General features: G+C 72.3%; 23 protein-coding genes. 17 read left to right on the top strand and 6 right to left on the bottom strand.

Annotated elements, in window-relative coordinates; genetic code table 11:
• Positions 1–51 precede the first annotated feature (51 nt).
• The 14 genes from AMYNI_RS0136390 (at position 52) to AMYNI_RS0136325 (ending at position 13,515) form a co-directional block, all read left to right on the top strand.
• Complete coding sequence (locus AMYNI_RS0136390; RefSeq protein ID WP_211225666.1) at positions 52–729, top strand: response regulator transcription factor; 678 nt, start codon at positions 52–54, stop codon at positions 727–729.
• Positions 719–2,245 (top strand): sensor histidine kinase, encoded by a 1,527-nt coding sequence (locus tag AMYNI_RS0136385; protein ID WP_020673046.1) that lies wholly within the window; start codon positions 719–721, stop codon positions 2,243–2,245. Before AMYNI_RS0136390 ends, AMYNI_RS0136385 begins: the two co-directional genes overlap by 11 nt.
• 54 nt (positions 2,246–2,299) lie before the next feature.
• Positions 2,300–2,641 carry a VOC family protein gene (locus AMYNI_RS0136380; RefSeq protein ID WP_020673045.1) on the top strand — a complete coding sequence of 114 codons (342 nt, stop codon included), beginning with the start codon at positions 2,300–2,302 and terminating at the stop codon, positions 2,639–2,641.
• 122 nt (positions 2,642–2,763) lie between these two features.
• On the top strand, positions 2,764–3,705 hold the full coding sequence (locus AMYNI_RS0136375) for a phosphate/phosphite/phosphonate ABC transporter substrate-binding protein (RefSeq protein ID WP_020673044.1): 942 nt from the start codon (positions 2,764–2,766) through the stop codon (positions 3,703–3,705).
• Positions 3,702–4,460, top strand: coding sequence for a phosphonate ABC transporter ATP-binding protein (gene phnC / locus AMYNI_RS0136370; RefSeq protein WP_026361383.1), 759 nt, complete (start codon positions 3,702–3,704; stop codon positions 4,458–4,460). The genes AMYNI_RS0136375 and phnC overlap by 4 nt, the downstream gene beginning before the upstream one ends.
• Positions 4,457–6,043, top strand: a complete 1,587-nt coding sequence (phnE, locus tag AMYNI_RS0136365; RefSeq protein ID WP_020673042.1) for a phosphonate ABC transporter, permease protein PhnE — start codon at positions 4,457–4,459, stop codon at positions 6,041–6,043. The genes phnC and phnE overlap by 4 nt, the downstream gene beginning before the upstream one ends.
• A gap of 96 nt (positions 6,044–6,139) precedes the next feature.
• Positions 6,140–6,865: a GntR family transcriptional regulator gene (locus AMYNI_RS0136360; RefSeq protein WP_020673041.1), complete on the top strand. Its 726-nt coding sequence runs from the start codon at positions 6,140–6,142 to the stop codon at positions 6,863–6,865.
• Positions 6,862–7,296 (top strand): phosphonate C-P lyase system protein PhnG, encoded by a 435-nt coding sequence (locus AMYNI_RS0136355; RefSeq protein WP_020673040.1) that lies wholly within the window; start codon positions 6,862–6,864, stop codon positions 7,294–7,296. Before AMYNI_RS0136360 ends, AMYNI_RS0136355 begins: the two co-directional genes overlap by 4 nt.
• Positions 7,293–7,865: a phosphonate C-P lyase system protein PhnH gene (phnH, locus tag AMYNI_RS47580; protein ID WP_020673039.1), complete on the top strand. Its 573-nt coding sequence runs from the start codon at positions 7,293–7,295 to the stop codon at positions 7,863–7,865. The genes AMYNI_RS0136355 and phnH overlap by 4 nt, the downstream gene beginning before the upstream one ends.
• Positions 7,865–8,977 carry a carbon-phosphorus lyase complex subunit PhnI gene (locus tag AMYNI_RS0136345; protein ID WP_020673038.1) on the top strand — a complete coding sequence of 371 codons (1,113 nt, stop codon included), beginning with the start codon at positions 7,865–7,867 and terminating at the stop codon, positions 8,975–8,977. The genes phnH and AMYNI_RS0136345 overlap by 1 nt, the downstream gene beginning before the upstream one ends.
• Positions 8,977–10,788, top strand: a complete 1,812-nt coding sequence (locus AMYNI_RS0136340) for an alpha-D-ribose 1-methylphosphonate 5-phosphate C-P-lyase PhnJ (RefSeq protein WP_020673037.1) — start codon at positions 8,977–8,979, stop codon at positions 10,786–10,788. The genes AMYNI_RS0136345 and AMYNI_RS0136340 overlap by 1 nt, the downstream gene beginning before the upstream one ends.
• A gap of 5 nt (positions 10,789–10,793) precedes the next feature.
• Positions 10,794–11,528 carry an ATP-binding cassette domain-containing protein gene (locus AMYNI_RS0136335; protein WP_020673036.1) on the top strand — a complete coding sequence of 245 codons (735 nt, stop codon included), beginning with the start codon at positions 10,794–10,796 and terminating at the stop codon, positions 11,526–11,528.
• On the top strand, positions 11,525–12,709 hold the full coding sequence (locus AMYNI_RS0136330; protein WP_020673035.1) for an alpha-D-ribose 1-methylphosphonate 5-triphosphate diphosphatase: 1,185 nt from the start codon (positions 11,525–11,527) through the stop codon (positions 12,707–12,709). Before AMYNI_RS0136335 ends, AMYNI_RS0136330 begins: the two co-directional genes overlap by 4 nt.
• Positions 12,706–13,515 (top strand): inositol monophosphatase family protein, encoded by an 810-nt coding sequence (locus tag AMYNI_RS0136325; protein WP_245574093.1) that lies wholly within the window; start codon positions 12,706–12,708, stop codon positions 13,513–13,515. Before AMYNI_RS0136330 ends, AMYNI_RS0136325 begins: the two co-directional genes overlap by 4 nt.
• A 14-nt stretch (positions 13,516–13,529) precedes the next feature.
• Here AMYNI_RS0136325 and AMYNI_RS0136320 read toward each other — a convergent pair whose 3' ends face one another.
• Complete coding sequence (locus tag AMYNI_RS0136320; RefSeq protein ID WP_020673033.1) at positions 13,530–14,081, bottom strand: dihydrofolate reductase family protein; 552 nt, start codon at positions 14,079–14,081, stop codon at positions 13,530–13,532.
• A 58-nt stretch (positions 14,082–14,139) separates the two neighbouring features.
• Positions 14,140–15,591: an FAD-dependent monooxygenase gene (locus tag AMYNI_RS0136315; protein ID WP_020673032.1), complete on the bottom strand. Its 1,452-nt coding sequence runs from the start codon at positions 15,589–15,591 to the stop codon at positions 14,140–14,142.
• A gap of 51 nt (positions 15,592–15,642) precedes the next feature.
• Between AMYNI_RS0136315 and AMYNI_RS0136310 the strand changes: the two genes are divergently transcribed.
• Together AMYNI_RS0136310 and AMYNI_RS0136305 are read left to right on the top strand one after the other, a co-directional pair.
• Positions 15,643–15,846, top strand: a complete 204-nt coding sequence (locus tag AMYNI_RS0136310; RefSeq protein ID WP_020673031.1) for a hypothetical protein — start codon at positions 15,643–15,645, stop codon at positions 15,844–15,846.
• Positions 15,843–16,355, top strand: coding sequence for a Clp protease N-terminal domain-containing protein (locus tag AMYNI_RS0136305; RefSeq protein WP_020673030.1), 513 nt, complete (start codon positions 15,843–15,845; stop codon positions 16,353–16,355). Before AMYNI_RS0136310 ends, AMYNI_RS0136305 begins: the two co-directional genes overlap by 4 nt.
• Before the next feature lie 481 nt (positions 16,356–16,836).
• On the opposite strand, the gene AMYNI_RS0136300 is transcribed toward AMYNI_RS0136305, so the two are convergent.
• Positions 16,837–18,075: a glycosyltransferase gene (locus AMYNI_RS0136300; RefSeq protein WP_020673029.1), complete on the bottom strand. Its 1,239-nt coding sequence runs from the start codon at positions 18,073–18,075 to the stop codon at positions 16,837–16,839.
• Positions 18,076–18,124: 49 nt separating this feature from the next.
• On the opposite strand from AMYNI_RS0136300, the gene AMYNI_RS0136295 reads away from it, so the two are divergent.
• Positions 18,125–18,784, top strand: coding sequence for a TetR/AcrR family transcriptional regulator (locus tag AMYNI_RS0136295; RefSeq protein WP_245574092.1), 660 nt, complete (start codon positions 18,125–18,127; stop codon positions 18,782–18,784).
• 6 nt (positions 18,785–18,790) lie between these two features.
• Here AMYNI_RS0136295 and AMYNI_RS0136290 read toward each other — a convergent pair whose 3' ends face one another.
• The 3 genes from AMYNI_RS0136290 to AMYNI_RS0136280 all read right to left on the bottom strand — a co-directional run bounded on the left by AMYNI_RS0136290 (position 18,791) and on the right by AMYNI_RS0136280 (position 25,342).
• Complete coding sequence (locus AMYNI_RS0136290; RefSeq protein WP_020673027.1) at positions 18,791–23,152, bottom strand: cation-translocating P-type ATPase; 4,362 nt, start codon at positions 23,150–23,152, stop codon at positions 18,791–18,793.
• Between the two features lie 134 nt (positions 23,153–23,286).
• Entirely contained in the window at positions 23,287–23,868 is a 582-nt protein-coding gene (locus AMYNI_RS0136285; protein WP_020673026.1) for a dihydrofolate reductase family protein, read from the bottom strand.
• A gap of 97 nt (positions 23,869–23,965) precedes the next feature.
• Positions 23,966–25,342, bottom strand: a complete 1,377-nt coding sequence (locus AMYNI_RS0136280; protein ID WP_020673025.1) for a serine hydrolase domain-containing protein — start codon at positions 25,340–25,342, stop codon at positions 23,966–23,968.
• Between the last annotated feature and the right edge of the window lie 36 nt (positions 25,343–25,378).

Genomic DNA, 25,378 nt, shown 5'->3' with positions numbered 1-25,378 from the left:
ACCTGAAGATCGCTTCAGGTTGGCCGTGGCGGGTCGTGGATCATGGTGTTCGTGCGAGTGCTGGTGATCGAGGACGAACAGCGGCTGGCGGAGGCGCTGCGGTGGGGGCTGCAGGCCGACGGCTACGTCGTGGAGGTGGCCGGCAACGGGACCGAGGGGCTGGAGCGGGCCCTGGCCCAGCCGTATCACGCGATCATCCTGGACATCATGCTGCCCGGACTGAACGGCTACCGGGTGTGCGCGGCGTTGCGCCAGGCCGGGGTGGACGTCCCAGTCCTCATGTTGACCGCGAAGAACGGCGAGTACGACGAGGCCGAAGCACTGGACACCGGGGCCGACGACTACCTGAGCAAGCCCTTCTCCTGGGTGGTGCTGACCGCCCGCCTGCGCGCGCTGCTGCGCCGGGCGCCGGCGGGCCGGGCGGGGGTGATCGAGGTCGGGGACCTGGTGATCGACCCCGCGCGGCGCAGCTGTCACCGCGGTGGGCAGGACGTTCCGCTGACCGGCAAGGAGTTCGGCGTGCTGGAATGCCTTGCCCGCCAACCCGGGTACGTGGTGTCCAAGGCCGAGATTCTGGACCGCGTGTGGGGCGGCACTTACCAGGGCGATTCCAACGTGATCGAGGTGTACGTGAGCGCGTTGCGCCGCAAGATCGACGCGCCGTTCGGGCGGCGCAGCCTGGACACCGTGCGTGGCCTCGGCTACCGGTTGCGGGCCGATGCGCCGTAGCTGGTGGCCGCTGCCGATCCGGGCCAAATCCGCGCTCGCCGCGGCGCTGGCGTGCGCGGTCGTCTTCACCGCGGGCGGGCTGTGGCTGCGGCACGTGGTCCATACCCGGGTCATCGAACAGGCGAAGTTCCTCACCAGCCAGGCACTCGACGCCTTCGCCAACACCCGGTTCGCGCGCCCGGCCGGTGATCCGGACGGCCCGTCCACGAGCCCGCAGACCAGTCTCGACGGGCACACCTTCGAGGTCGTGCTGGACACCGGTGAGGTCGCGGTCCGCAGCCAGAACCTGGCGACCTACTACCCCACCCGCGCACCATTCCCGCCGGCCCCGCCGGGGGGTATCCCCGCCGGAGGCCGGTTCCTCACCGCCGACTTCGGCGCGGGCGCGGTTCCCGGGGTGAACAACAACCTGGAACACCGCACGTTCGCGGTCCAGCGCAAGGTGGTCCACCTCCCGGCAGAGGTGGTCACCCCACCCGGCAGAACCGGATATCAGTTCCTCAGCGGACTTCCCGAGCCGCTCGTCCTCGCCGAGCAGACCACCTACGTGCGCGCCACGGTGTACCTGTTCGTCGATCCCTACAGCGCCGAGCGCGCGGTCGGCGGCGTGGACGCCGCGCTCGGCGGCGGCATCCCGCTGGCGGTCCTGTTCGTCGCAGTCCTCGCCTGGATCGTCGCCGGACGCGCCCTTCGCCCGGTGGAGGCGATCCGCGCGGAAATGGCGGAGATCAGCGAGCACGCGCTACCACGTCGCGTACCCGTGCCCGCCGCCCACGACGAGATCGCGCACCTGGCCACCACCACCAACGCCACCCTGGACCGCCTCTACCGCGCGCTGCACCAGCAACAGCAGTTCGTCGCCGACGCCAGCCACGAACTGCGCAGCCCCCTGACCAACCTGCGCACCTGGCTGGAGGTCGCCCGCGCCCACCCCGGCCAGGCCGACTGGCCCACCGTCGCCGAGCACGCGGTGCACGACATCGACCGCATGCACCTTCTGATCACCGATCTCCTGCTCCTCGCCCAGCACGACGCGAACCACCCCACCTCGGCCGAAACCGTGGACCTCACCGCCATCGCCGACGAACAGGCCGCCGAGCGCCGTTACCTCAACCCGCACCTCACCATCGACTGCCACGCCGAGATACCAGCCCTCGTCCGCGGCAACCCCGCACAACTGCACCGGCTGCTGCGCAACCTCCTGGACAACGCCTGCCGGCATGCCCTTTCCAGCATCACCATCACCACCCGGCACGCCACGGGCACCGTGAGCCTCGAGGTACTCGACGACGGACCTGGCATCCCGCCGGCCGACCGGGAACGCGTTTTCGACCGCTTCACCCGGCTCGACGAGGCACGCACCCGCGACGCCGGAGGAACCGGTCTCGGCCTCGCCATCGCCCGCGCCATCGCGCACCGCCACGGCGGCACCCTGCACATCCTCGACGTCGCGGACAGCCCCAGCGGCGCCCGCTTCGTCACCACCCTGCCCACGACCGGCGACCTCCCGCGATGAGTTTTGGCCCCGGCGGTTGTCTCTCCATCGAACACAACCGGAAGGAGTTCTCCGATGTCCGTCCTCGGTCTGCTCGCGGTCGTCCCGGTGACCGATCACGACACCGCCATCGCCTGGTACACCGAGCTTCTCGAGCGCGCACCGGACACCCGTCCGATGCCGGGGCTCGCCGAATGGCAGGTCACCGGCGCGGGACTGATCCAGGTCTTCGCCGATCGCGCCAGGGCCGGCCGCACCCTGCTCAACCTCGCCATCGACGACCTGGACGCGGAGATCAGCCGACTTGCCGGGCACGGTGTCCGGGTCGGCGAGGTCAGCACGGTGACCAGCGGAGCACGGCTGGCGACCGTCACCGATCCCGACGGCAACACCATCACGCTCATCCAGAACCCCTAGTGCCGGTCATCCGGTCGAGTCCCCCGACAAAACCCGGGCCGTTCGGCCGCCGGTAACCCGCTCGTCGCCGTCGTGGCATCGGGGCGGATCAGCCTTCTCGGCGTAACGCACGAGGAGGACACATGGTGAACAAACGGTGGCGCGCGCTCGCGCTGGCCGGCGCGGCACTGGTGCTCACGGCCTGCGGGCAGAGCGCGTCGGGCGACGGTGGCGGCACCCGCGAGAAGAACGAGCTGGTGTTCGCGGCCATCCCGACCGAGGAGTCGACCAGCCTGCAGCAGGACTACCAGGCCGTGATCGACCTGCTGCAGAAGGCGACCGGCAAGACGGTCCGCTTCCAGCAGGCCACCGACTACGCCGCCGTGATCGAGGGCCAGCGCAGCGGCAAGGTCGACATCGCCCAGTACGGGCCACTGTCCTATGTGGTCGCGAAGAACGCCGGGGTGCGGGCGACCGCGATCGCGGCACAGCTCAAGGAGAAGGGCGGCACCCCCGGCTACCGCTCCTACGGTGTCGTCAAGACCGGCTCGCCGATCCACGACCTCGCCGGGTTCAGGGGCAAGAAGGTCTGCTTCGTCGACCCGAACTCGACCTCGGGCTACCTCTACCCGAAAGCCGGCCTGACCGACAGCGGGGTCAACCCCGACACCGAGATCACCCCGGTGATGGCCGGCGGGCACGACGCCTCCGCGCTCGGCGTGGCCGGTGGGCAGTGCGACGCCGGATTCGCCTACGACACCATGATCGACACCCAGCTGATCGGCAAGGGCCAGCTCAAGACGGGCGATCTGACCACGGTGTGGAAGTCCGACATCATCGCCGGATCGCCGGTCGCGATCAGCGACGACCTCGACCCCGCGCTCAAAGACAAGGTCGCGGCGGTGTTCCGCGAGCAGGCCAACACCGACTACCTCAGGGCCAACGGCCTGTGCACGAGCGAGAAGTGCCCGATCGACGACGCCGGCGACTGGGGCTACGCGGCCGTCGACGACGCTTTCTACGACACCGTTCGCCACGTCTGCGAAGTCACCAAGGCGAAGCAGTGCACGGACGCTTCCTCATGAGCGCTATTTGCTTCGACGGGGTGACCAAGCGGTTCGGGCATGTCCTCGCCCTCGACGACGTGTCCTTCACCGTCCCGCCGGGCGAAGTGGTCGTGCTGCTCGGGCTGTCCGGCTCTGGCAAGTCCACCCTGCTGCGGCACGTGGACGGCCTGCACCATCCGACCGCCGGCAAGGTGACCGCCCTCGGCACCGACGTCGGGCGGGCGCGGGGCGGGCGGCTGCGGGATCTGCGCCGCCGGATCGGGTTCGTGTTCCAGCAGTTTCACCTGGTCGGCAGCCTCTCGGTGCTGGAGAACGTGTGCACCGGCGCGCTCGGCAGGCTGCGCGGCCCCCGGCTCGGGCTGGTCAGCTACCCGAAGGCGGTGCGCCTGGAAGCGCTCGGGCACCTGGACCGCGTTGGCCTCGGCCCGCAGGCGTTCCAGCGCGCCGACACCCTCTCCGGCGGTCAGCAGCAGCGGGTCGCGGTGGCAAGGGCGCTGATGCAGCGCCCGGAGATCCTGCTCGCCGACGAGCCGGTCGCCTCGCTCGACCCGGAGTCCTCGGCCCAGGTGATGCGCCTGATCCGGGAGATCGCGCGCGAACGCGACCTGACCGTGCTGTGCAGCCTGCACCAGGTGGAGCTCGCGCTGTCCTTGGCCGACCGGATCGTCGGGCTGCGGTCGGGCCGCGTCGTGCTCGACGAGCCGGCGCGCGAGCTGGACCACCACGCGGCGACGGCCGTCTACGGCACGGGCGAGCTGGTGGCCCGCGGATGACCGTGCGCACCCTCGCCCGCCCGCGGTCCGGTGCGGTGGGCGGGGCGGTCGCGCTGGTCGCCCTGCTGGCGCTGGCCGCGTGGGCGGTCGCCGATCTGCGGATCAACGTCGCGACGCTGGCCGACAGCGCGCGCAACGCGGCCGAGTTCGCCGGCCGGATGTTCCCGCTGGACTTCCCCGAGCTCGGCGAGCTGGTCTCGCTGACCGCGAAGACCCTGTCCATCGTGGTGTCCGCGACCCTGCTGTCGGTACTGGTCAGCGCCGTGCTCGCGGTGCTCGCGGCGGGCAACACGACCCCGCACCGCGGCGCGCGTCTCGGTGCCCGTGCCGTGATCGTCGCAGCGCGCGCGGTGCCCGACGTCGTACTGGCGATCGTGTTCTTCCGGCTGTTCGGGTTCGGCGGACTCGCTGGGGTGCTCGCCATGGGCCTGCACTCGGTGGGCATGGTCGGCAAGCTCTACGCCGACGCGATCGAGCAGATCGACGAGGGCCCTCGCTCGGCTGTGCGCGCCGGTGGCGCCGGCGGCGGCCAGGAGCTGCTGGCCGGGGTGCTGCCGCAGGTGCTGCCCGCGTTCGTGGCCACCGCGTTGCACCGGTTCGACATCAACCTGCGGATCTCGGTGGTGCTCGGCTTCGTCGGCGTCGACGGGCTGGGCTTCGCCATCGCGACGTCGCTGCGGCAGCTCGACTACCAGCGCGGGATGGCGCTCGCACTGGTGGTGCTCGTGCTGTGCATAGGGGTCGAGCTGCTCTCCGGCGCGATCCGGCGGGCCCTGTTGCGCCCGAAGGCGATCGCGCCGGCGCCTCGCCGGCCGGACCAGACGAGTCCGGAGTGGACGTTCGCCCGGGTCCGCCGGACGGGGTATGCGGCGCTGACGGTCCTCGTCGTGCTCGCTTCGGTGTGGGGTGCGGACCTGTCGGTGTCGCGGTTCTTCGGCGCCCTCGGCGACCTCGGGCACACGCTGGCGTTGTTCTGGCCGCCGGAGTTCGTCCCCGGCCTGCTCGGCGACCTGTGGGTGACGGTGCAGATCGCGCTCGCCGCGACGCTGCTCGGCGCCGTGCTGGCGCTGCCGATCGGCGCGCTGGCCGCGCGCAACGTGGCGCCCTCGACGGCGCGGGGGTTCCGGATGCTGATCGTCGTCGTCCGCGGGGTGCCGGAGCTGGTGCTGGCGATCGTGTTCGTGGTGATCACCGGACTCGGACCGGTCGCCGGAGCGCTCGCACTGGCCGTCGGCGCCGTCGGGCTGCTCGGCAAGCTCGTGGCGGACTCGCTCGAGGAGGTCGATCCCGGCGTCGAGCAGGCGTTGCGGGCGACCGGCGCGAGCAGCCGCCAGGTGTTCTTCTCGGCCACCCTGCCGCAGGCCGCGCCCGCGTTCGTCGGGCACGTGCTGTACCAGCTGGACGTCAACATCCGCTCCGCCACGCTGCTGGGCATCGTCGGCGCGGGCGGCATCGGGTTCCAGCTGCTCAACGCCTCGCGCGTGATCGAGTTCGACGTGGTCACGGCGGTGCTGCTGCTGGTGTTCGCGGCGGTGCTGGCGGTGGAGCTGCTCGCGGTGTGGCTGCGCCGCGTGGTGCGCTGAGGTGGAAACAACCTGCCCGGATGTTCACCTGTCCGGGCGGCTGCGTGTCACCTGGTGGCAGTTGTCCGGACAAGCCCGGCGAGAAGTGTTGCGGGCATGACGAGGTATCTGGAGATCGCCGACCGGCTCGCCGCCGAGCTGGCCGGCTCCGCGGCCGGCACCAGGGTGGCGAGCGAACCCGAGCTGGCCGACCGGTTCGGGGTGGGCCGGGCGGCGGCCAGATCGGCGCTGCAGGAACTGGAACGGCGGCTGCTGGTCCGCCGGGTCCAGGGCGCGGGCACGTTCGTCAACTCCCGCATCGACTACGTGATCTCCGGCAGCCGCCCGCCGTCGTGGCACACGACGGTGGAGGCCACCGGGGCCACGCCGCGAACGGTGCTGAAGTCCGTGGACCGCGAAGGTCTCCCCGCGGCGGAGGCCGAACGGCTGGGGCGGGAACCCGGCACGCTCGCGCACCACGTCGTCCGCACGAGGTACATCGACGGCCTGCTCACCGGGTGGGGTGAGGAGTGGATCCCGGTCGACGTGGTGCCCGACCTGGACCTTGGGCTGCACGCGGTGGACTCGGTCGACCTCGTGCTGCGGCAGATGGGCCGGGTGCGGCCGGTGCGGGCGTGGTGCCGGGTGAGCCTCGAGCTGCCGCCGCCGCGGGTGCTGCAGGAGCTGGAGGTCGAGCCGAGCACCCCGGTGTACCTCATCGAGAGCCTGAGCAAGGACGAGACGACCGGCGCCGGCCTGCTGTGCAGCGGCGCCTGGACGCGCGCCGACGCGGTGCGCGTGATCGTCGAATTGAGCGAAACCCTGACGGAGGAGGAGCGGTGACCGACGTGTTGAGCCGCGAGCAGCGGTGTGCGCTGCTCGCGGAGGCCGGGCGGGAGGAACTCGTGGCACTGGCCGACGAGTGCCTCGCGGACGGCGCCGGGGTGCGGGTGCTGACCGGGCCGGAGGTCGGCTCGGTCACCGCGCAGGTGCGGGAACCCGTGCTGGCGGAACGGTTCCTGCTCGGCGACGTGCTGGCCTGCCGGGCCGAGGTCGAGGTCGCCGGGCAGCGCGGCTGGGCGATGCGCCTCGGTGACGACCGCGCCGCCACGCTCGCCGCCGCCGTGCTGGACGCCGAAGCCGAAGCGGCCAGACCGCGGGCCGCGCGCGTCGAGGAGCTGTGCCGCGAGGTGGATGTCCGCCGTGCCGCCAGGGAAGCGGCCGAATGGGCGGAGCTGTCCCCCACGATCGTCGAGTTCGAGGAGCTGACATGACCGGACTGGTGCTGGACCGGATCGCAGCGGCGACGCTGCGGCCGGACGAGTCGCGGCAGGTGTTCCGCGCGGTGCTGGACGCGCTGTCCCGGCCCGGCCACGTCGTCGCGCTGCCGACGGAGAGCACGCCCGCGGTGCTGCTGCCCGTGCTCGCGCTGGCCGATCTCGGCACCGGCGTCGCCGTGCTGGACGACGGCGAGGACTGGACCGAAGTCGTCGGCGTCGTCACCTCCGCGCCGGCCGCACCGCTGGAACAGGCCCGGTTCGTCGCCGCCACCCGTCCGGTGACCGCGGACGAGCTGCGCGCGGTGTGCCGGGGCAGTGCGCTCGCGCCCGAGGACGGCGCGCTGGTCTGCCTTCCTGTGTCCGAAGTGGACGGTGATAACTGGGCGGTCACCGGCCCCGGTGTCGCCGGTACCGCGAGCGTGTCCGGAGTGGACGGTCTACTGGCCGCGCGTGCCGAGGCCGTCGCCGGTTTCCCCGCCGGGATCGACCTGCTGCTCATCGCGCCGGACGGCAGGATGACCGGGATTCCGCGCAGCACGACCGTCGAAGGAAGGGACCGCTGATGGGGTACTCGGGAGCACGCGGCGGACTCGAGGCCATCCTGGCCGCGGAGGAGCTGGTCCGGCGGGCACGCGACCACGCGCCGGCCCCGTGGGTGTCGGACGACCAGATCACCGGCCGGTTCCGGCTGCTCGTCGACCGCGTGATGGGGGAAGGCGGTCTCTACCACGAGCCGACCGCCGCGGCCGCGCTGCGCCAGGCCGAGGGCGACCCGCTGGAGGCCTCGCACCTGGTGCGCGCCTACCGGTCGACCCTGCCGCGCCTTGCCGTCAGCGAACCGGCCGACCCGGACGAGATGACCGTGCTGCGGCGGGTCGTGCCCGCCTTCCGCGAGCCGGACGGCCCGCAGCTGCTTGGCCGCACGACCGACTACACGGGCCGCCTGCTGGAGAAGCCGGACGGCCAGCCGGAGCCGGTTCCCCACGTGCCAGGCCCGGCGCCGGAGCGCACCGAGGAGCAGCGCCGGCCGCGCCGGTTCCTCGACCTGCTGCGCAAGCTGGACCTGGTCGCCGACCAGCGCCGCCGCGACGACCCCGAGCCGGTGGACATCACCCGCAAGCCCGCGCGTCCGCCCGCCGCCAGGTCCGCCGTGCTGGCCTCGATGGCGCGTGCGGAGACCGGCGGCCTGGTCGCGCTGTGGTACCGGTCGATCCTCGGCCCGGACGGCGACATCCACGAGGTCACCCTCGGCGACGTCCGGCACGGTCGGGTGCCGCTGCGGGTCCGGCACCCGCACACCGGCAACCCGGTGGCACTCGGCGAGTTCCGGGTCAGCGAGGCCGAGGCGATCGAAAATCTGGATGGTGCCGACGAGGACCGCACCCGGCTCGACGTCGGCTACGGGCTCTGCTTCGGCCACAACGAGCGCAAGGCCATCGCGATGGCCAACCTGGACATCGCCAACCGGCGGTTCGGCCGCACCGGGCCGCTGGAGCAGCTGCTCCTGCTGACCGTGGACGGCCTGGACTCCGCCGGATTCCTGGAGCACCTCAAACTCCCGCACTACGTCACGTTCCGCTCGATCGTCGAACGCAAGCAGGCCATGCGCGCCGCCGCCGAGGCCGGCGAGGGACCTGCCGAGCGGGTCGCCGATCCGGCGGGGAAGGAATGCTGATGACGACCACTGCCGACCTGGTCGACGGGCTGGAAACCGGAACGGGGATCCTCGACGAGGGAGCCAAGCGGGAGATCCGCCGCGCCGTGCTCACCGCGGTGTGCGTCCCCGGCTACCAGGTGCCGTTCGGATCGCGCGAGATGCCGGTGGCCCGCGGCTGGGGTTCCGGCGGGCTGCAGGTGACGCTCGCCGTGCTCGGTGCCGGCGACACGGTCAAGGTGATCGACCAGGGCGACGACGCCGGGGTGAACGCCACCAACCTGCGCCGGATGATCGGCTCGACCACCGGGTGCGCCGAGTCCGCCGACACGCGCGAGTCCACCGTGGTGCAGACCAGGCACCGGATCCCCGAGGAGGCGCTGGGCGACCGGCATGTGCTGGTGTACCAGGTGCCGGTGCCCGAGCCGCTGCGCGGCGTGGAGAAGTCCGTGACCGAGTGCGCGCGGATGCACGCCGAAGGGGACTACGCCAAGATCTGGGTCAGCCTCTACGAGGACCTGGTCCGCAACGGGGTGATCACCAGGGGCAGCGGCTACCCGGTGCTCGTCGGCGGCCGGTACGTGATGGCCACCAGCCCCATCCCGCGCTGGGACGTGCCCCGGCTGCACCAGTGCGAGCACCTGAACCTCTACGGCGCGGGGCGGGAGAAGAAGATCTACGCGATCCCGCCGCACACCGACGTGCGGCCGCTCGCCTTCGACGACGTGCCGTTCGAGGTCGAGCACGCGCCCGGCGCGCGGTGCCGGCTGTGCCACAGCGACGACGTGTTCCTCGTCGAGGCCGGAGCCGGCGGCGGTTACCTGTGCAGCGACACCGAATGGTGCTCGCGGGTGCGCGCCGGCGACGCCGACCTGGCCGCCCACCGCGAGCGCGCCCCACTGCGGTTCCTGCCCGACCCGCGCGCGCGGCTGGCCGGCGCCACCGCCACCACCACCGCTGCCGAGCGGGTGCAGCCGGTGCGCGTGTCCGGCGGCCAGGAGTGGGCGCTGCACGTGTCCGGGATCGGCAAGGTGCACGGCCGGGGCGGTGCGGACGCGGTCGCGGGGACCGGGCCGGAGCACGGCACCGCGGTGAGCCCGGCCACCGGCGCGATCGTCGCCGCGTGGGACGTTTCCTTCGATGTCGCGCCCGGCGAGGCACTGGGGGTGATCGGCGAGTCCGGCTCCGGCAAGTCCACCGTGCTCGGCTGCGTGATCGGCGACAAGGAGGCCACCGCCGGCAGGGTGCATCTGGCCACTGTGGACGGTGGCACGACCGACGTGCTGCGGCTGCCGGCCACCGACCGGCGGCGCCTGCGGATCAACGAGATGGCGGTGGTGCACCAGGACCCGGCCGCGGGCCTCGACCTCGCCGTCACCGCGGGTGGCAACATCGCCGAGCGGCTCACCGCGGCGGGCTGGCGCGGGTTCCACGCGATCCGCCGCCGCGCCGCCGAGCTGCTCGACCGCGTCGAGGTGCCACTGTCCAGGATGGACGATCCGGTGCGGACGTTCTCCGGCGGTATGCGCCAGCGCGTGCAGATCGCCAAGGCGCTCGCCACGGATCCGCCGGTGCTGCTGCTCGACGAGCCCACCACCGGCCTCGACGCGTCCGTCGCGGCCGGGGTGCTCGACCTGCTGCGCGGCCTGCTCGCCGAGCGGGACGTCGCCGCGGTCGTGGTCAGCCACGACTTCGCGGTGATCGAGGCGCTCACCGACCGCACCGTGGTGATGCAGCTCGGGCGCGTCGTCGAGCGCGGGCTGACGGACCAGCTGTTCCACGATCCGCACCACCCCTACACACAGCGGCTCGTCGCCGCGGCAAGGAGGTGACCCGCATGGAAAATGTGCTGTCCGTGCGCGAACTGCGCAAGTCCTTCGTCCTGCACACGATCGACGGCCGGATCGTCGAGTCCCTGCACGGGGTTGACCTCGACGTGCACGCCGGCGAGCACGTCGCGCTGGCCGGCCCGAGCGGGGCCGGCAAGTCGTCGTTGCTGCGCTGCGTCTACCGCACCTACCTGCCCGACTCCGGCGAGGTGCGGCTGCGCACGGCCGGCGGCGAGGCCGAGCTGACCGGGCTCGCCGACCGGGCGATGGCCCGGCTGCGCGGCCGGGAGATCGGCTACGTCTCCCAGTTCCTGACCGCACCGCCGCGGACCGGACCGTGGGAGGTGGTGGCTGCGGCGGCCCGCCGCCGAGGGCTCGACCGGGCCGAAGCGCGCGAAGCGGCCGCGGCCGCGCTGCGGCGGCTCAACCTGGACGAGGCATTGTGGGACGTGGACTGCGGGGTGCTCTCCGGTGGTGAGCGGCAGCGGGTGAACCTCGCCGCCGGCACGGTCCGCCCGCCGCGGCTGCTGCTGCTCGACGAGCCGGTGTCCGCGCTGGATCCGGCCAACCGGGAGGCCGCGCTGGAACTGATCGGATCGCTGGCGGCCAAGGGGGTGGCGGTGCTCGCGGTGTTCCACGACCTGGACGCGATCCGACGGCTGGCCTCGCGGGTCGTGCTGATGTCCGGTGGCAGGGCCGAAGCGTCCGGCAGCCCCGCCGAGATGCTGGCGGGTGCGGCATGAGCAGCGCGATCGCCGAAGCATGGACACCGGCGGCCCCGCCGGCCGACTACGTGCTCGGGCACGTCCGGGCCGTCCTGCCGGACCGCGTGCTCGACGACGCGCGCATCGTGGTCCGGGACAACCGAATCGTCGCGGTGGAGGAGCATCCGGCCGGAATTGGGTCCGATGTGGACGGTCAGGGACTGCTGTGCGTGCCGGGGCTGGTCGACACGCACAGCGACGGGCTGGAGAACGAGCGGCTGCCGCGGCCGGGAGCGGAGCTGCCGATCGAGTTCGCGATGCTGTCGTTCGAGGGCAAGCTGCGTGCCGCCGGGCTGACCACCGTGTTCCACGGCGTCGGGTTCGAGGAGAGCCACGGGCGCGGCATCCCGCGCACCGTGGCGGCGGCCGAGCGGCTGTGCGAGGCGATCGACGCGTATCCCGCCGGGATGGTCGACCACCGGATCCTGTACCGGCTCGACGTGCGAAGCCCCGAGGGCCTGTCCGCGCTGCGGCGCCGGCTGGACGCGGTGCCCGACGGCGCGCTGGTCTCGCACGAGGACCACACGCCGGGGCAAGGGCAGTACGCCGACCGCGAGTACTACGAGCGCTACCTGATGGGTCGGCGCGGGATGTCCGAGGCGGAGGCCAGGACGCACGTCGACGAGCTCGTCGCCGAGCGCGACGGGCGGCTGGACGTGCGGGAGGAGGCGATGGCCTGGCTCGAGCAGCGATCCCCGCGGATCCGGCTGCTGGGGCACGACCCCAGTTCGGCGGCCGAGATCGGCGAGCTGAAGGCCCGCGGTGGCGCGGTCGCCGAGTTCCCCACCACGGTCGAAGCGGCCGAAGCCGCGCGGGCGCACGGCTTCCCGGTCGTGATGGGCGCGCCGAACATCCTGCGGGGCCGCTCGCACAACGGGAACGCGTCGGGCCGGGAACTGGTCGGGCGCGGGCTGGTGACGGCCGTGGCGTCGGACTACCTGCCGTCCGGCCTGCTCGCCGCGGCGATGCTGCTGGCCGAGGAGGGGCTGGCTGCACTGCCAGCGGCAGTCGGGCTGGTGACCAGCGGTCCGGCCGAGGTGGCCGGGCTGACCGACCGCGGCAGCCTGGCGCCGGGGCTGCGGCCGGATCTGGTGCTGGTGGAGCCGCGGCGGCCGTGGCCGGTCGTGCGGTCGGTGCTGTCGCCGGGTGGTGCGCGGTGACGCGCTGGCCGGTGCCCGAGCCGGAGATCCCGGCCGGCACGCATCCCGCGCTGGCGGCGGTGGCTCGTGCGGCCGTGGGGGCCTTCCGCGACGCGTGCGCGCGGTATTCGCGCGGGGAGCTGGCCGAGGAGGTGCGCACGGGCGCGGACGGAACGGCGACGACGCGACTCGATCTGGCGGTGGACACGGCCGTCGCGGAGGCGGTGGACGCGCAGCGGGTCAACCTGATCAGCGAGGAGATCGGCGTCATCGACAACGGTTCCACGGTGACGCTGGTGGTGGATCCGGTGGACGGCACGGCCAACGCCGTCGCCGAGGTGCCGTTGTCCTCGTTCGCGGGAGTGGTCGCGATCGACGGCCGCGCGGTCGAGTCGCTGACGACCTGGCTGGACACCGGCCGCAGCTGGCACGCCCGCGCCGGGGAACCAAGTCCGTGGCGCACGTCGGGGCGGCGGGAGCTGGACGGCGCAGCGGTGAGCTTGCTGCGCCCGCACGCGCGGAACGAGGCGGCGTGGCTGCGGGTCAGCCGGCGGGCCGCGCGGGTGCGGATCCTGTCCAGCAGCTGCCTAGAGGCGGCACTGGTGGCGCAGGGCTCGACCGACGCCTTCGCCGACGCCGGTTCCGACACTCACCGGATCATGGACATCGCCGCGGCCATGGTGCTGGTCCCAGCCGCCGGGGGCGCGGTGGTGGACGCCTTCGGCCGCCCGGTCGAGATCGATCCCGACCTGACGCGCCGCTGGTCCGGCGTGGTGGCCGCGACACCCGAACTGGCGGAGCAACTGGCGGCGACCATCCGCGGCTGAGCTGCTCGCGGTAGCTACTTGACGAGCTGGAAACGGAGCGAGGTGCACTCCCCCATCTCACGCACCCCGATCTTCTTGAGGCCGACGCTCTCCAGATCCGGGTCGTCGAACAGCCGCAGCCCGGCACCCAGCAGCACCGGCGCCACATCGACGTGCAGCTCGTCGGCGAGCCGAGCCCGCAGGACCTGCTGGACCACGCTGGCGCCGAGCACCTGCACCACCTGTTCCCCGGCGGCCGCCTTCGCCTTGGCGATCGCCGAGGCGATTCCGTCGGTCACGAACGTGAAGGTCAACCGCTCGTCCTGCCTGGGCAGCACCGGCGGCGGCGTGTGGGTGAGCACGAAGATGGGAACCTGGAACTCGTAGTTGCCGACGAACCAGTCCGGATCCTCGGCCATCGCGAAGGTCCGCCGGCCCATCACGACCGCGCCGGTTTCCCGGATCAGCGCATTCATGTAGGCACTACCGCTGGAGGCGGCGGGGTCGGACAGTCGCGCCGTGCCGCCCCTGCGGTCGGCGACGAAACCGTCCAGCGACATGGTCATCCCGGTGTGCACCGTGGCCATGGAGTCACTCCTCACGAGGTGGTTGTGCGGTTACTGACACGCGGACGTTGCGCCCCCGCTATTCGTTGGCCGGCTGAGGGTCGAACCACCTTGTAATCGCTTCGGTGAGCCCCTCGGTGCCTGCCCATGCCACGTAGCCGTCCGGGCGGATCAGCAGAGTGTCGGCGGGCGGATTGTCGCAGCGTGCCCTGACCACGTCGATCCAGTCGTCGCAGTCGCCGTCAAGCGGGGCGCCGGCACCGAGATCGAGCAGGACGGGACGGGCCTGGCGCATGAGTTCGGCCACCCGCCGCGCACCAGTCTCGGTCGTTAGTGGCAGGTCGGGAACCAGACGGCCGACCAGAGGATGATCCGCCTTGCCGGATCGGGTGTCGCTGCCGTGCAACAGGTCAGCGAGGTGACGCAACGGCTGCTCATCGGCGAAGACCTCGGTGAGCAGCGCGCGCAGGGCCTCACCGTCTTCGCCCTCCAGACGGTCGAGCGCCGCCTGGGCACGGGTCTGCATGAGGGCGCGTTCGGCGGCGGGGCGCCGTTCGGACTCGTAGGTGTCGAGCAAGCCCTTAGGGCCCCGGCCGCGCAGCCGGGCGGCGAGTTTCCAGCCGAGATTGATCGCGTCCGTCATGCCGATGTTGAGGGACGAGCCGCCGGCGGGGAACAGGTGGGCGGCGTCCCCAGCCAGAAACACCCGGCCCTCCCGGTAGCGCCCGGCCAGCCGCGCCTGGGCCACCGTGCTCGACAGCCAGGTCGGCTCGCCCAGCGGCAGGTCCCTGCCGACCACCCGGCGCACGGCCGCCTCGAACTCGGCAAGCGTGACCGGGCCCGCCGTAGGGGTTCCTTTCTCCCGCACGCCCACGATGTGCACGCCCGGCTGGAGTGAGGTGACGATCAGCCGCCCGCGCGGAGTGCGGTTCCAGCCCGGCCGCAGTCCGGCCACCTCCGGACTGTCGAAGACGTCGGTCGCCGTGTCGGTGGTGAAGTGACCGAGCCGCAGCACCTCATCATCTGTCGTGCCCGGGAAGTCGATGCCTGCCAACTCCCGGACTCGGCTGCGGCCACCGTCGCAGCCCACCACATAGCGAGCGTCCAGGCGGAAGCCCGCACCCTCGAGGGTCACGCCGGTCTGGTGCTGGGTGAGCGAGGTCAGCTCGTGGCCCCACCGGATCCGCACCCCCAACTCGACCGCGCGCTCGCCCAGCAGCCGCTCCAGCCGGGGCTGCTGGATCACCAGCATGCGCAGCGGAATACCGTCCACTCCGGCGAAGCGCAGCGGGACCGAGCCGAACGGGAACCCCGGCGGGACGCCGCAGAACGGGCTGCCCTCGCTCAGCCGCTCCAGCAGCCCACGGTGGTCCAGCAACTCGACGATCTGCCCGCCCAGCCCGTTCGCCTTGGGCAACTCGCCCGGTTCCGCGCGTTTGTCGAGTACGACCGGCACCACACCGGCCAGGCTCAACTCGCACGCCAGCATCAGCCCGACCGGGCCCGCCCCGATGATCACAACCTCGCCCATGCCTGTCAGGCTAGATTGACAGGAGCCCGGCTGTCAATCTAGCCTGACGTAGTGGAGCTGGAAGAACTGTCCAAGCACATCAGGTCGAACGACCCTGCCGTGGGGCTGCGCGCAGTTGGTGCGCTGCACCGCTTAGCCGAGCAGGTCGAGGCCGTCTCGGTCGCGCTGGCCCGGGAGCAAGGGTGGACCTGGGAACAGATCGGCGACGCGCTCGGCACGTCACGCCAATCCGTGCACGCCAAATACGGGAAATGAGGATCGCGATGTTCGGCGCGGAGAAGAGCCCATTCGCCGCGGCCGTGAAAGCAGCGGCCGAAGAAGCCCGTCGCCGCGGCGACCGGCGTGTCGGCACCGAGCACCTCCTACTCGGCCTGCTCGCCGCAGCCGACCCCGCCAACACCCACGCGCTAGGCGAGGACGTGCTCGGGGTGGATCTGGCCACCGCCCGAGCCGCGCTGGCCGAACTGGACGCGGCCGCTCTGCGCGCCATCGGGCTGGACATCGATGAGGCGCCACAAGCCAGACCCCGCAAACATCCTGCCGTTCCGGCCACCGCGCTCACCACCAGCGCCAGAGCCGCCATCAACCGAGCCATCAAAACCACCACCCGCAAGAACAGAAACAGCGAAGCCCCCGGTCAACTCCTGCTCGCGCTACTCACCCACAACAGGCCAGACCCCGTAGCAGAGCTACTCGACCACCTCGGCGTGGACCGCACCGCGTCCCGGGCACACATCGAATCCCGCAGCAAGCACGGACACTGAGCCATTACGGCAGCTCTATCCGAAGAAATGCCACAGATCTGAGACTGATCTCGGGTGACATCGCAGTGAGACAACCAAGAAACCGCGGCGCAAACTGGCGATATCCGACTTGAACAGTTCCAGTGTTTCCAGTGGTCCTACACAGAAATACCAGTTTTCAGCGGACCGAATCGCACGGCCTCAACTGTCAGAGACCTACTGTCGTCGCAATTGTAGTAGCGGTGTGTATCGCCAGTTCGGTTGTAGCCGCAGGCTGCGGCGGTCGCCTCGCTAGCTGCCAGAAGTGGAGCGGGGAGAAATGTCCGTGCTGGCCGCGGCAGGGGCGGCAAGCACCGCCACCGCCGTCAATGCCGGAAGTAGTGCACCCATCGCGACTCGTGTTTTGCTCATGGTGACTCGGCCCTTTGTCTCACTTCGCCTGAGGCCCCCGGCGCATGGCTCCCGGCGCAACCCGGTCACCTAGGCCCATGAGCACGAGGGATCAGCTTGACGTGATCAGCTTGAGCACCTCGTCCATCGTGGGGCCGGTGGCGATCTCGGCGGCCATCTCCTCCGCCCGATCCCGGTAGCGCGGGTCGGCCAGTACGGTGCGGACAGCGCGTCGCAGGGTACGCGGCGAGGCCGAGCGGCGGGCGTGGCCGACGCCGACCCCGGACCAGGCCACCCTGGCGACCACCTCGCGCTTGTCCTCGCTGGCCCCGACCGCGACCAGCGGCACCCCGTAGCGGAGCGCGTGGTTGACCCCGCCGTACCCGCCGTTGCTGACCATCACGGCACACCGGGGCAGCAGCTCGTCGTAGGGCAGGAAATCGGCCACCCGGACGTTGGACGGCAGCGGGCCGGTACGCAACGACCCGCCGCAGGTGGTCACGACGACCAGCACGTCCTCGTCGGCCAGCGCGGCGATCGTGGGCTCGACCAGCCGGCCAAGATCGTCGTTGGCCACCGTCCCCTGGGTCACGTAAACCACGGGACGGGAGCCGTCCAGCTCGTCCCACCACGGTGGCAGCGGGTGCTCGCTCGCCTGGCTGACCGTGGTCGGGCCGATGAAGTGCAGCGGGGCGGGAAGCTCGGTGCTGCGCGGGTATTCGAAGCGCGGGCAGGTCATCTGCAGCACGCCGTCGCTGTGCATCGGCCAGTCCATGAACAGCACGCTGGTCTCCGTGCCAAGCAACTCGCGGACCTGGCGGGTGGCGAGTTCCTGCGCGGGCCCGAGCATCCAGGGCACGAACCGCCCGAGCAGCGCGTTGCGGGCACGATCGGCGAGTCCGTCCGGCGGCGGCTGGAACAGCGTGGGAGCGGTGAACGGCAGGAACCCCAGCGCCAGCACACGTGGCCGGTGCTCACGCAGCACCAAGGCCATACCGGCCATGAACAGCGGGTCGCACAGCACGATGTCGACGCCGCGCGCCAGGTGCTGGTCGACCACGCTGAGCTGGGCGGGCATCGCGCGGACGAAGTTGGCCAGCTCGAAACGGCCGAGCTTCAGCCCGCGCAGCCCCGCCCGGCCGGGAATGGAACCGTCGAGATCGGTCTCGTCGAAGTCGGCCTCCGGCGGCAGCACCGTCACCTCGGCGCCCAGCTCGGCGAACGCCTGCCGGTAGCGGGCACCGGTGATGACGGCGACCTCGTGCCCTGCCGCGAGGAGTGCCGCGACGATCGGCTTGGTCGGCCCGACGTGGCCACGCGCGGGCTGCACGCACACAAGCACCGAGGACATGACACCTCCCGTGATTAATTGACCGATACGCTGTACTATTCAATGCCTGATGCTACCTGATTCCGAAGACGCACCGCGCCGCTACGAGTCGCCAGTACGACAGGCCCGCGCCCGGCGCACCCGGGCGCACGTGGTGACGACGGCCGGACGGCTGTTCGCCGAGCGCGGCTACGCGGGCACGAGCATGCGGCAGATCGCCGCCGCGGCCGAGGTGAGCCTGGAGACCGTGACCCAGACCGGGCGCAAAGCGGACCTGCTACTCGCCGCGTTCCGGGACAGCTTCGCGGGCAGCCCGGACGCCACGGACCTGAGCGCACTGATGGGGCAGGCCGTTCCCGAGGATCCGTCGGCGAAGTTCGCCGAGTTCGTGCCCGCGGCCATCGCCCGCCTCGCCGTTGGCGTGCGCCGCTCGCTGGGCATCTGGCGGGCGTTCACCGTTGCCGCGGCCGCCGACCCGGCGGTGGCCGCCGTCCGGGCCGAGCTGGCGGTCGCCCGCCGCCAGGACATCACCGCCCTGCTGGCGGCCTTCGAGACCGTCGGCCAGTTGCCCGAACGCAAGCCCGAGTCACGCGACCGGCTCGCCGACGCGGTCGGCCTGATCGCCTCCCACGAGGCATACGACCACCTCACGAACGTGTGCGGGTGGCCGCATGACGAGTACGTCGACTGGGCCGCCGCGTCGATCCTGGCTCAGCTCGGCGTCGGCTGACTCTCTTCACAGCTCGGGAAGTCGAGAGGCGAGCGTGCCGAGGACGGTGGCGGAGGTGGCGGAACCGAGGGCGATGGTCCAGCCGACCGGGCCGAGCGGGGTGCAGCCGAAGAACTGGCTGACGCCCGGGGTCTGGATCACCGCGGCCAGCAGCGCCGCCGAGCCGAGTCCGGTGACCAGGATGGCCGGGCTGCGCCCGCCGGTGGCCACGGTCTGCCCGAGCTGGGTGCCGACCAACGCGGCCAGCGCCACGGTGCCCGCGCGCCGCCGGCGGCCGGTGAACCTGGCGATGGACCAGGCGGCCGTCGCACCGGCCGTGGTCACCCCGGCACGCAACCCGATCTCGCGGTGCAGCGGTTTGCCGAGCGAGCTCTCCGGCCCCTCCCCCAGCAGTTCGCCGACCGTCTCGCCGTCCGGGCGGTGCAGGGCGATCGCCAACGACGGCGCCAGATCGGTGAGCAGGTTGACCAGCAGGAACTGCCGCGCGGTCAACGGCGAGCGGCCGGTCAGCACGGCACCGAGCACGCTGAACGCGATCTCGCCGAGGTTCCCGCCGAGCAGCACACCGAGCGCCTCCCGCACGGACGCCCACATCGCGCGGCCCTCCACCAGCGCGGCGATGATCGTCTCCAGCCGGTCGTCGGTGACCACCAGATCGGCGGCAGCGCGCGCAGCCGGGGTGCCGTGCCCGCCGAGCGCGATGCCGACGTCGGCAAGCCGGATCGCGGGCGCGTCGTTGGCACCGTCGCCGGTCATCGCCACGGTCCGGCCCATGCCCTGGTACGCCTTGATGATGCGCACCTTCTGCGCCGGACTGCACCTGGCGATAACGTCCACTTCGGACAGTCGGGCGGCCAGCTCGGTGTCGTCCAGCTCGGCCAGCTCGCCACCGGTCACCACCTCCGGTTCGCCGTCGCCGTAGTCGACTTCGCTGGCGATCGCCTGCCCGGTGTCCGGGTGGTCGCCGGTGATCATCACGATCCGCACCCCGGCCTCGCGGAGCTGCGCGGCGGCCGGAGCCGCACCGTCGCGCACCGGGTCCGCGATGGCCACGAACCCGAGGAAGGTGAGTTCTTCGACCGCTTCCGCGCCGCTCGCCCCGGTCGGAAGTTCGCGCTCGGCCACGGTGAGCACCCGGTGCCCGGCCCTGGCCAGCCGCTTCATCCTGGCGTCGAGCCGCCTCCGGTCGCGCGCCTGAAGCCCGCGTTGGCGGCCGTCGACGAAAAACCTGGTGCACTGGGGAAGTACCGCTTCCGGCGCACCTTTGACGCTCAGCAGCGGCGTCCCCTTCCGGCTCCCGATCGCCGCGTGGAAGCCGCGGGACGGCTCGAAAGGCACTTCCTCCACCAGTTCCCAGCCTTCGGCGCCAGTGTCCGCGGCGACGCCCGCGCGCTGCCCACCGGCCAGTACCGCGCGGTCGGTGGCATGCGGCACCTCCGACGGCTCTCCGGGCGGAGTAGCGCGCAACGCGGCCGCGAGCACCCGTCCGGCCGGAGCGTCCAGCCGGTCGATCCGCCGGACCCGGTTGCCGTCGTCGATCTCGCGGACCGACAGCTTGCCCTCGGTGAGCGTGCCGGTCTTGTCGAAGCACAGCACGTCCACCCGGCCCAGTGCCTCGATGCTGCGCGGGTTGCGCACCAGCGCGCCGTGCTCGGCCAGCCGGCGGGCGGCGGCGAGCTGGGCCGCGTTCACCAAGAACGGCAGGCCCTCCGGCACCGACGCGACCGCCAGGTTGACCGCCGCGGACATGCTCTCCCGCAACGGGATTCCCCGCAGCAGCCCGGCACCGGCCACCGCCGCGGCCGAGCCGAGCGCCAGCGGCATGCTCTTCTCGGTCAGCTCGGTGAGCCGTTTCTCCACCCCGGTGTCCGGCGCGTTCTCCCGCGCCATCGCCATGCTCCGGCCGGCTTCGGTGTCCGCGCCGGTGGCCACCACCACCGCCAGCACTCGCCCGGCGGCCACCGTGGTGCCCTCGTAGAGCATCGAGGCGCGCTCGGCGATCTCGGCGGCCACCACCGGCGCCGGATCCTTGACCACCGGCAGGGACTCGCCGGTCAGCGAGGACTCGTCGGCCTCCACGCCGTCCGCCTCCAGCAGCCGGCAGTCCGCGGGCACCACGTCGCCGGCGGCCAGCGTGACCACGTCGCCGGGTATCAGCTCGTCCGCAGCCACGGTGCGCTCCTCGCCGTCCCGCAGCACCCTGGCGCTGACCGCGGACCGGTCCAGCAGCTCGGCGAGCTGCCGTTCGGTGTGCACCTGCTGCACGCTGCCGAGCAGCGCGGACAGCCCGGTCACCCCGGCGACCAGCGCGGCGTCCACCGGCGAACCGACCGCGGCGGACAGCGCGGCACCACCGGCCAGCACCGGGGTCAGCGGATTGGCCAGCTCGGCCAGGAAGGCGGTGCCGAGGCTGGTGTCGAGCTGTCGTCCATCCCCGCGCCTTCTCCCCCGGCGCTTGACCTCCTGGGTGCTCAGCCCGTCGCGGCCGGCGGCCAGCCGGTCGAGCACCGCTTCCGGCGGCATCAGGTGCCAGGGCACGCTTTCCGGCTTGCCGTTCAGCCCGTCGGCCTCCGGTGGCCGCAGTCGCCGGGCGTGCCGGTGCCCGTTGACCACGGCCAGCGCCGCACCGGCGTTGACCGCGCGCAGGCTCCGGGTCGCCGGGCTGGTGCGCCGGCCGCCCTGCAGCGCGCTGACCGCGCCGACCCCGGTGGCCGCCTTGGCCAGCTTGACGCTTTCGGCCGCGACGTCCCGCGCCCCGGCCACCGCCTCCACCAGCAGCGCCGCGGCGGACAGGTCTTCGCCCACCAGGACATGCGCGCCCCACGGCGGCGGATCGCCTTCGCGGTGCGTACCGACCCCGCAGTCGGCGGTGCCGAGCGCGCGGCGGTCCGACGAGACCAGCAGCACCACCTCGCCCGCCGCCTGGAACTCGCGCAGGGAGGCGACCAGGCGGCCGTCACCGGCCACGGTCCGGTCGGCCTTCGCGGCTTCCCCGGTGCTCACCACGGTCAGCCCGGCGTGCCGCGCGGCGGCGACCAGTTCCAGCACACCGGGCGGCAGCGTCTCGGCCAGTGCGAGCACGGCCACCAACTCGTCGCCGCGGGCCAGGCCGAGGATCTCGGTGGCGCCCTGCTCCACCAGTTTCGCCCGTTCCGACGCGCCCGCGTCGCCGTCGGCGGCCACTTTGTCCAGCGGGCCGAGCGACCAGCCGCCGGACCGGTGCAGCGCGGCGGGATCGGCGGCGTCGAACAGCCGCCAGGTGTGCTCGGCCACCTCGCGCGGATCGCCGCCCGCCAGCGGCACCAGGTCGCTGAGCTGCGGACGGCCACCCTCCAGCGCCCGTTCGTCGATCAGCAGCACGGTGGTCCGGCCCAGTTCGCGCAGCACCGCCCTGTCCATCACCAGCGCGCCGCGCGCGGCCAGCACCCGGCCGAGCCGGGCACCGTAACCGGCCTGGCCGGCCGCCACCGCCTTGGGCAGTGCGGCCAGGGTGAGCGCGGCCGCACGGCGCGGGCCGCCGAGCGGCAGTGCGGCCAGGCTGGCCGCGGTACCGGCCGTCAGCACCCGCCGCTCGTAGCGTTCGGCGTCGGTCTCCGGCAGCGGCGCTGGCCGTTCCATCACCACCTGGTCGGCGGCGGCGTGCTCCGGGCCGGTGATCAACTCCGCCTCGGCCGCGCACCAGGCCCGCTCGTGCGCGCGGGCCTCCTGCCACTGCCCGAACCGCTGCACGGTGTCCAGCAAGGTGCCTTCGCTGCGCGCGGCGAGCCCGTGCGCGAGCGCACCGGCGATGGAGGTCGCCGAGTCGGCCCGCTCCCGCCCGCCGGACCGGTCGGCCACCAGCGCGCGCAGCTTCGGGTGGTGGTCGAACACCGAGGGCAGCGCGGCCAGCTCGGCGGGCAGCGGCGCCCACGGCGCCAGCCGGGTGAACAGGGAAAGGCCGAGCCCGAACACGTCGGCGGCGAGCGTCGGCACCAGCCGGGTGCCGGTGGTGCCGTCGGCGGGATGGTGCAGTTCCTCTTCGGCGGTGCGCTCTTCGGGGCAAGACGGCTCGGACTCCGCCTGCTCGATCAGCCGGATCAGCTCACCACGCGGCCGCGGCGGCTCGCCCAACGCGATGACCACCCGCGACGAGTCGGCGTTCACCCTGGCCCACGCCACCCCGGCCTGCCCGTCCAGCGCCCGTTCGATCCGCCGCGCGACATGGCCACCACCGGCCCCGCGCACGCCGTGCACCTCGATGTACAGGCGCCCGGGGCGGGACCACACCTTCCGCCGCGAGACCATCAGTCCGGCGACCCCCTGCGCGGTGCCGATGACCGCGCCGAGGGTGGACAGCGGCCCGGGTACCCGGACGCCGAGCAACTTCATCCCTGCTCCGTTCGCGCGGAAGAGCATCTCCCGATCGAGGTTCTTGATCAGGGGGATGCCCCGCCGAGCTGCCGGATATGCATACTTTCGCCCGGAGATGACCGAAGGGACGCCCGATCGGACCCGGCCTCCACCTAGCGCCGTCGGTAATGCAGCCCCACCGCGCCGTGGCGCAGCACCGTCACGCCGACGGTCCCGAAGGCCGTGCTCACGCCGTCGGGCAGCAGGCGCAGGCCGCCGCCGACCAGCACGGGCACCACGGCCAGCCGCAGGTCGTCGACGAGGTCGGCCCGCAGCAGGGCCTGGATCACGCTGGCGCTGTTGATGACCAGCACGTCACGCCCGGCGGCCTGACGCAGGGCCCGCACCTCGACCTCGAGGTCCCGCGCGATTCGCGAGTTCTCCCACGGCGCCTCGGTGAGGGTGCGGGAAGCCACGACCTTCTCCGTGGCATCGAGCCACCGCCCGAGCGCGCGGGTGCGCGGGTCGGTGCGCACGTCCCGGGTGATGCCCGGCCACACCGAGTGAAAGCCCTCGTAGTTGGTGCGGCCGAGCACGATGGTGTCCGCACCGCGCCAGATGCCCTCGAAGTACTCGGCCGTCTGCTCCTGCCCGGCGTGCTCGTACAGCCAGTCGTCGTGGGCTGGTCCGCCGGGCCCGCTGGTGTAGCCGTCCAGGGTGATACTGGCCCAGGCGACGATGCGGCGGTTGGTCATGGCACTTCTCCTGTCGATGGGGAACGACCTTCTGCCATGGCGTCGAACCGCGCCGCCCGGAATCGACATCCTCGCGCGCGTTCTGCACAGCGGCGGGTCAGGCGACCTTCGGTGCCGCGCGCATGCCGATGTAGCAGTAGTCGTTGCCGTCCCGCAGGCCGGCGAACACCACGGGCATCCAGCCCTCGCTGAAGGCCGGGCCCGCACCGGTCCCGGCGAACACCGTCTCCGAGATCGGCACCAGGTCCGCTTCGATCGGCGGGGACAGGTCTTTCATGCCGTCGACGAACTCGTACACCAGATGCGGCCTGCCGTCCTGCTCGGTGACGGTGATGACCACGCCTTCGCGCCGGTAGGTGCCGACGAACGGAGCGATGTCCACCGCGGGCGGTCGCGCCGCGGGCTCGAAGGGGTCCGGCATCCGCACGCCCGCCAGTTCGGCCAGCAGTTCCCGGAACAGAGCGGCGTAAAGCTGGCGTGCGCCACCGCCGTTGGTGGTCAACGCGACGGCCACGCCGGCGCCCGGCACCACCCGCAGGTAGGCGTACTGCCCGACCGCGGCGCCGTCGTGACCGAACCCGGGGATCCCGTCCCAGTCGTACAGCGACCAGCCGAGTCCCCATCCGTCGGCACTGACGGTCCACTTGTCGGGGACGTCGACCTCGCGCCGCCGCATCGCCGCGACCGCGGCGGCGGACATCAGACGGGTACCGTCCGGCGCCATGCCGCCGTCGAGGTGCATCCTGGCCAGCCGGACGATGTCGCCGGCGCTGGCGATGACCCGGCCGCCGGGCCCCGCCGAGCGCGGCATGAGATCCCATGCCGGCGCCGGATCCGGGTACTCGCCCGGCTCGCCGAGATGCGACATGGCGACCCGGAAGCTCAGGGCCTCTTCGGGCAGGGTCATCGTGCTGGTGAGCCCGAGCGGCGTGAGGAGCCGATCCTTGAGCGCCTGGTCCCAGGTCTGACCGGTCAGCACCTCGATGATCCGGCCGAGCACGGCGTAACCGACGCTGCTGTAGGAGACCGCGATCCCCGGTGGACAGTCCATCGCCACTCCCCTCGCCGCCTCGACATACCGGGCGAGGCAGTCGTCACCCCGGCCGGTGTCGTGGTTGAAGTCGCAGGTGAGCCCGCTGGTGTGGCTGAGCAGCTGCCGGACGGTGATCTTTCCGGTCGCTTCGGGATCCACCGTGCCGAATTCCGGTAGCACGCTCACCACCGGCGCGTCGAGGTCCAGCTCGCCGGCGTCGGCCAGCCGCATCACCAGCGTCGCGGTGTAGACCTTGGCGATCGAGCCGAGCAGGAACACCGAGCCGGGGGTCGTCTCCACGCCGGTTCCCCGATGCAGCACGCCAGTGGCCAGCTCGTGGACGTTCCCTTCGGTCAGTACGGCCAGTGCCGCACCGGGCACGTGGTAGGTGGCGCTCAGCTCGTCGAGCCTGGCCTGCCAGTGGGCGAAGTCGAAAGACATCGGTTTCTCCTTGATCAGTGGTCGTTTTCGGGCAAG

Origin of the sequence: Amycolatopsis nigrescens CSC17Ta-90, assembly GCF_000384315.1 — a bacterium.
GTDB classification, from domain to species: domain Bacteria; phylum Actinomycetota; class Actinomycetes; order Mycobacteriales; family Pseudonocardiaceae; genus Amycolatopsis; species Amycolatopsis nigrescens.
The sequence above is the reverse complement of the archived record's forward strand: the minus strand, read 5'-3'. Positions and strand labels throughout refer to the sequence as shown.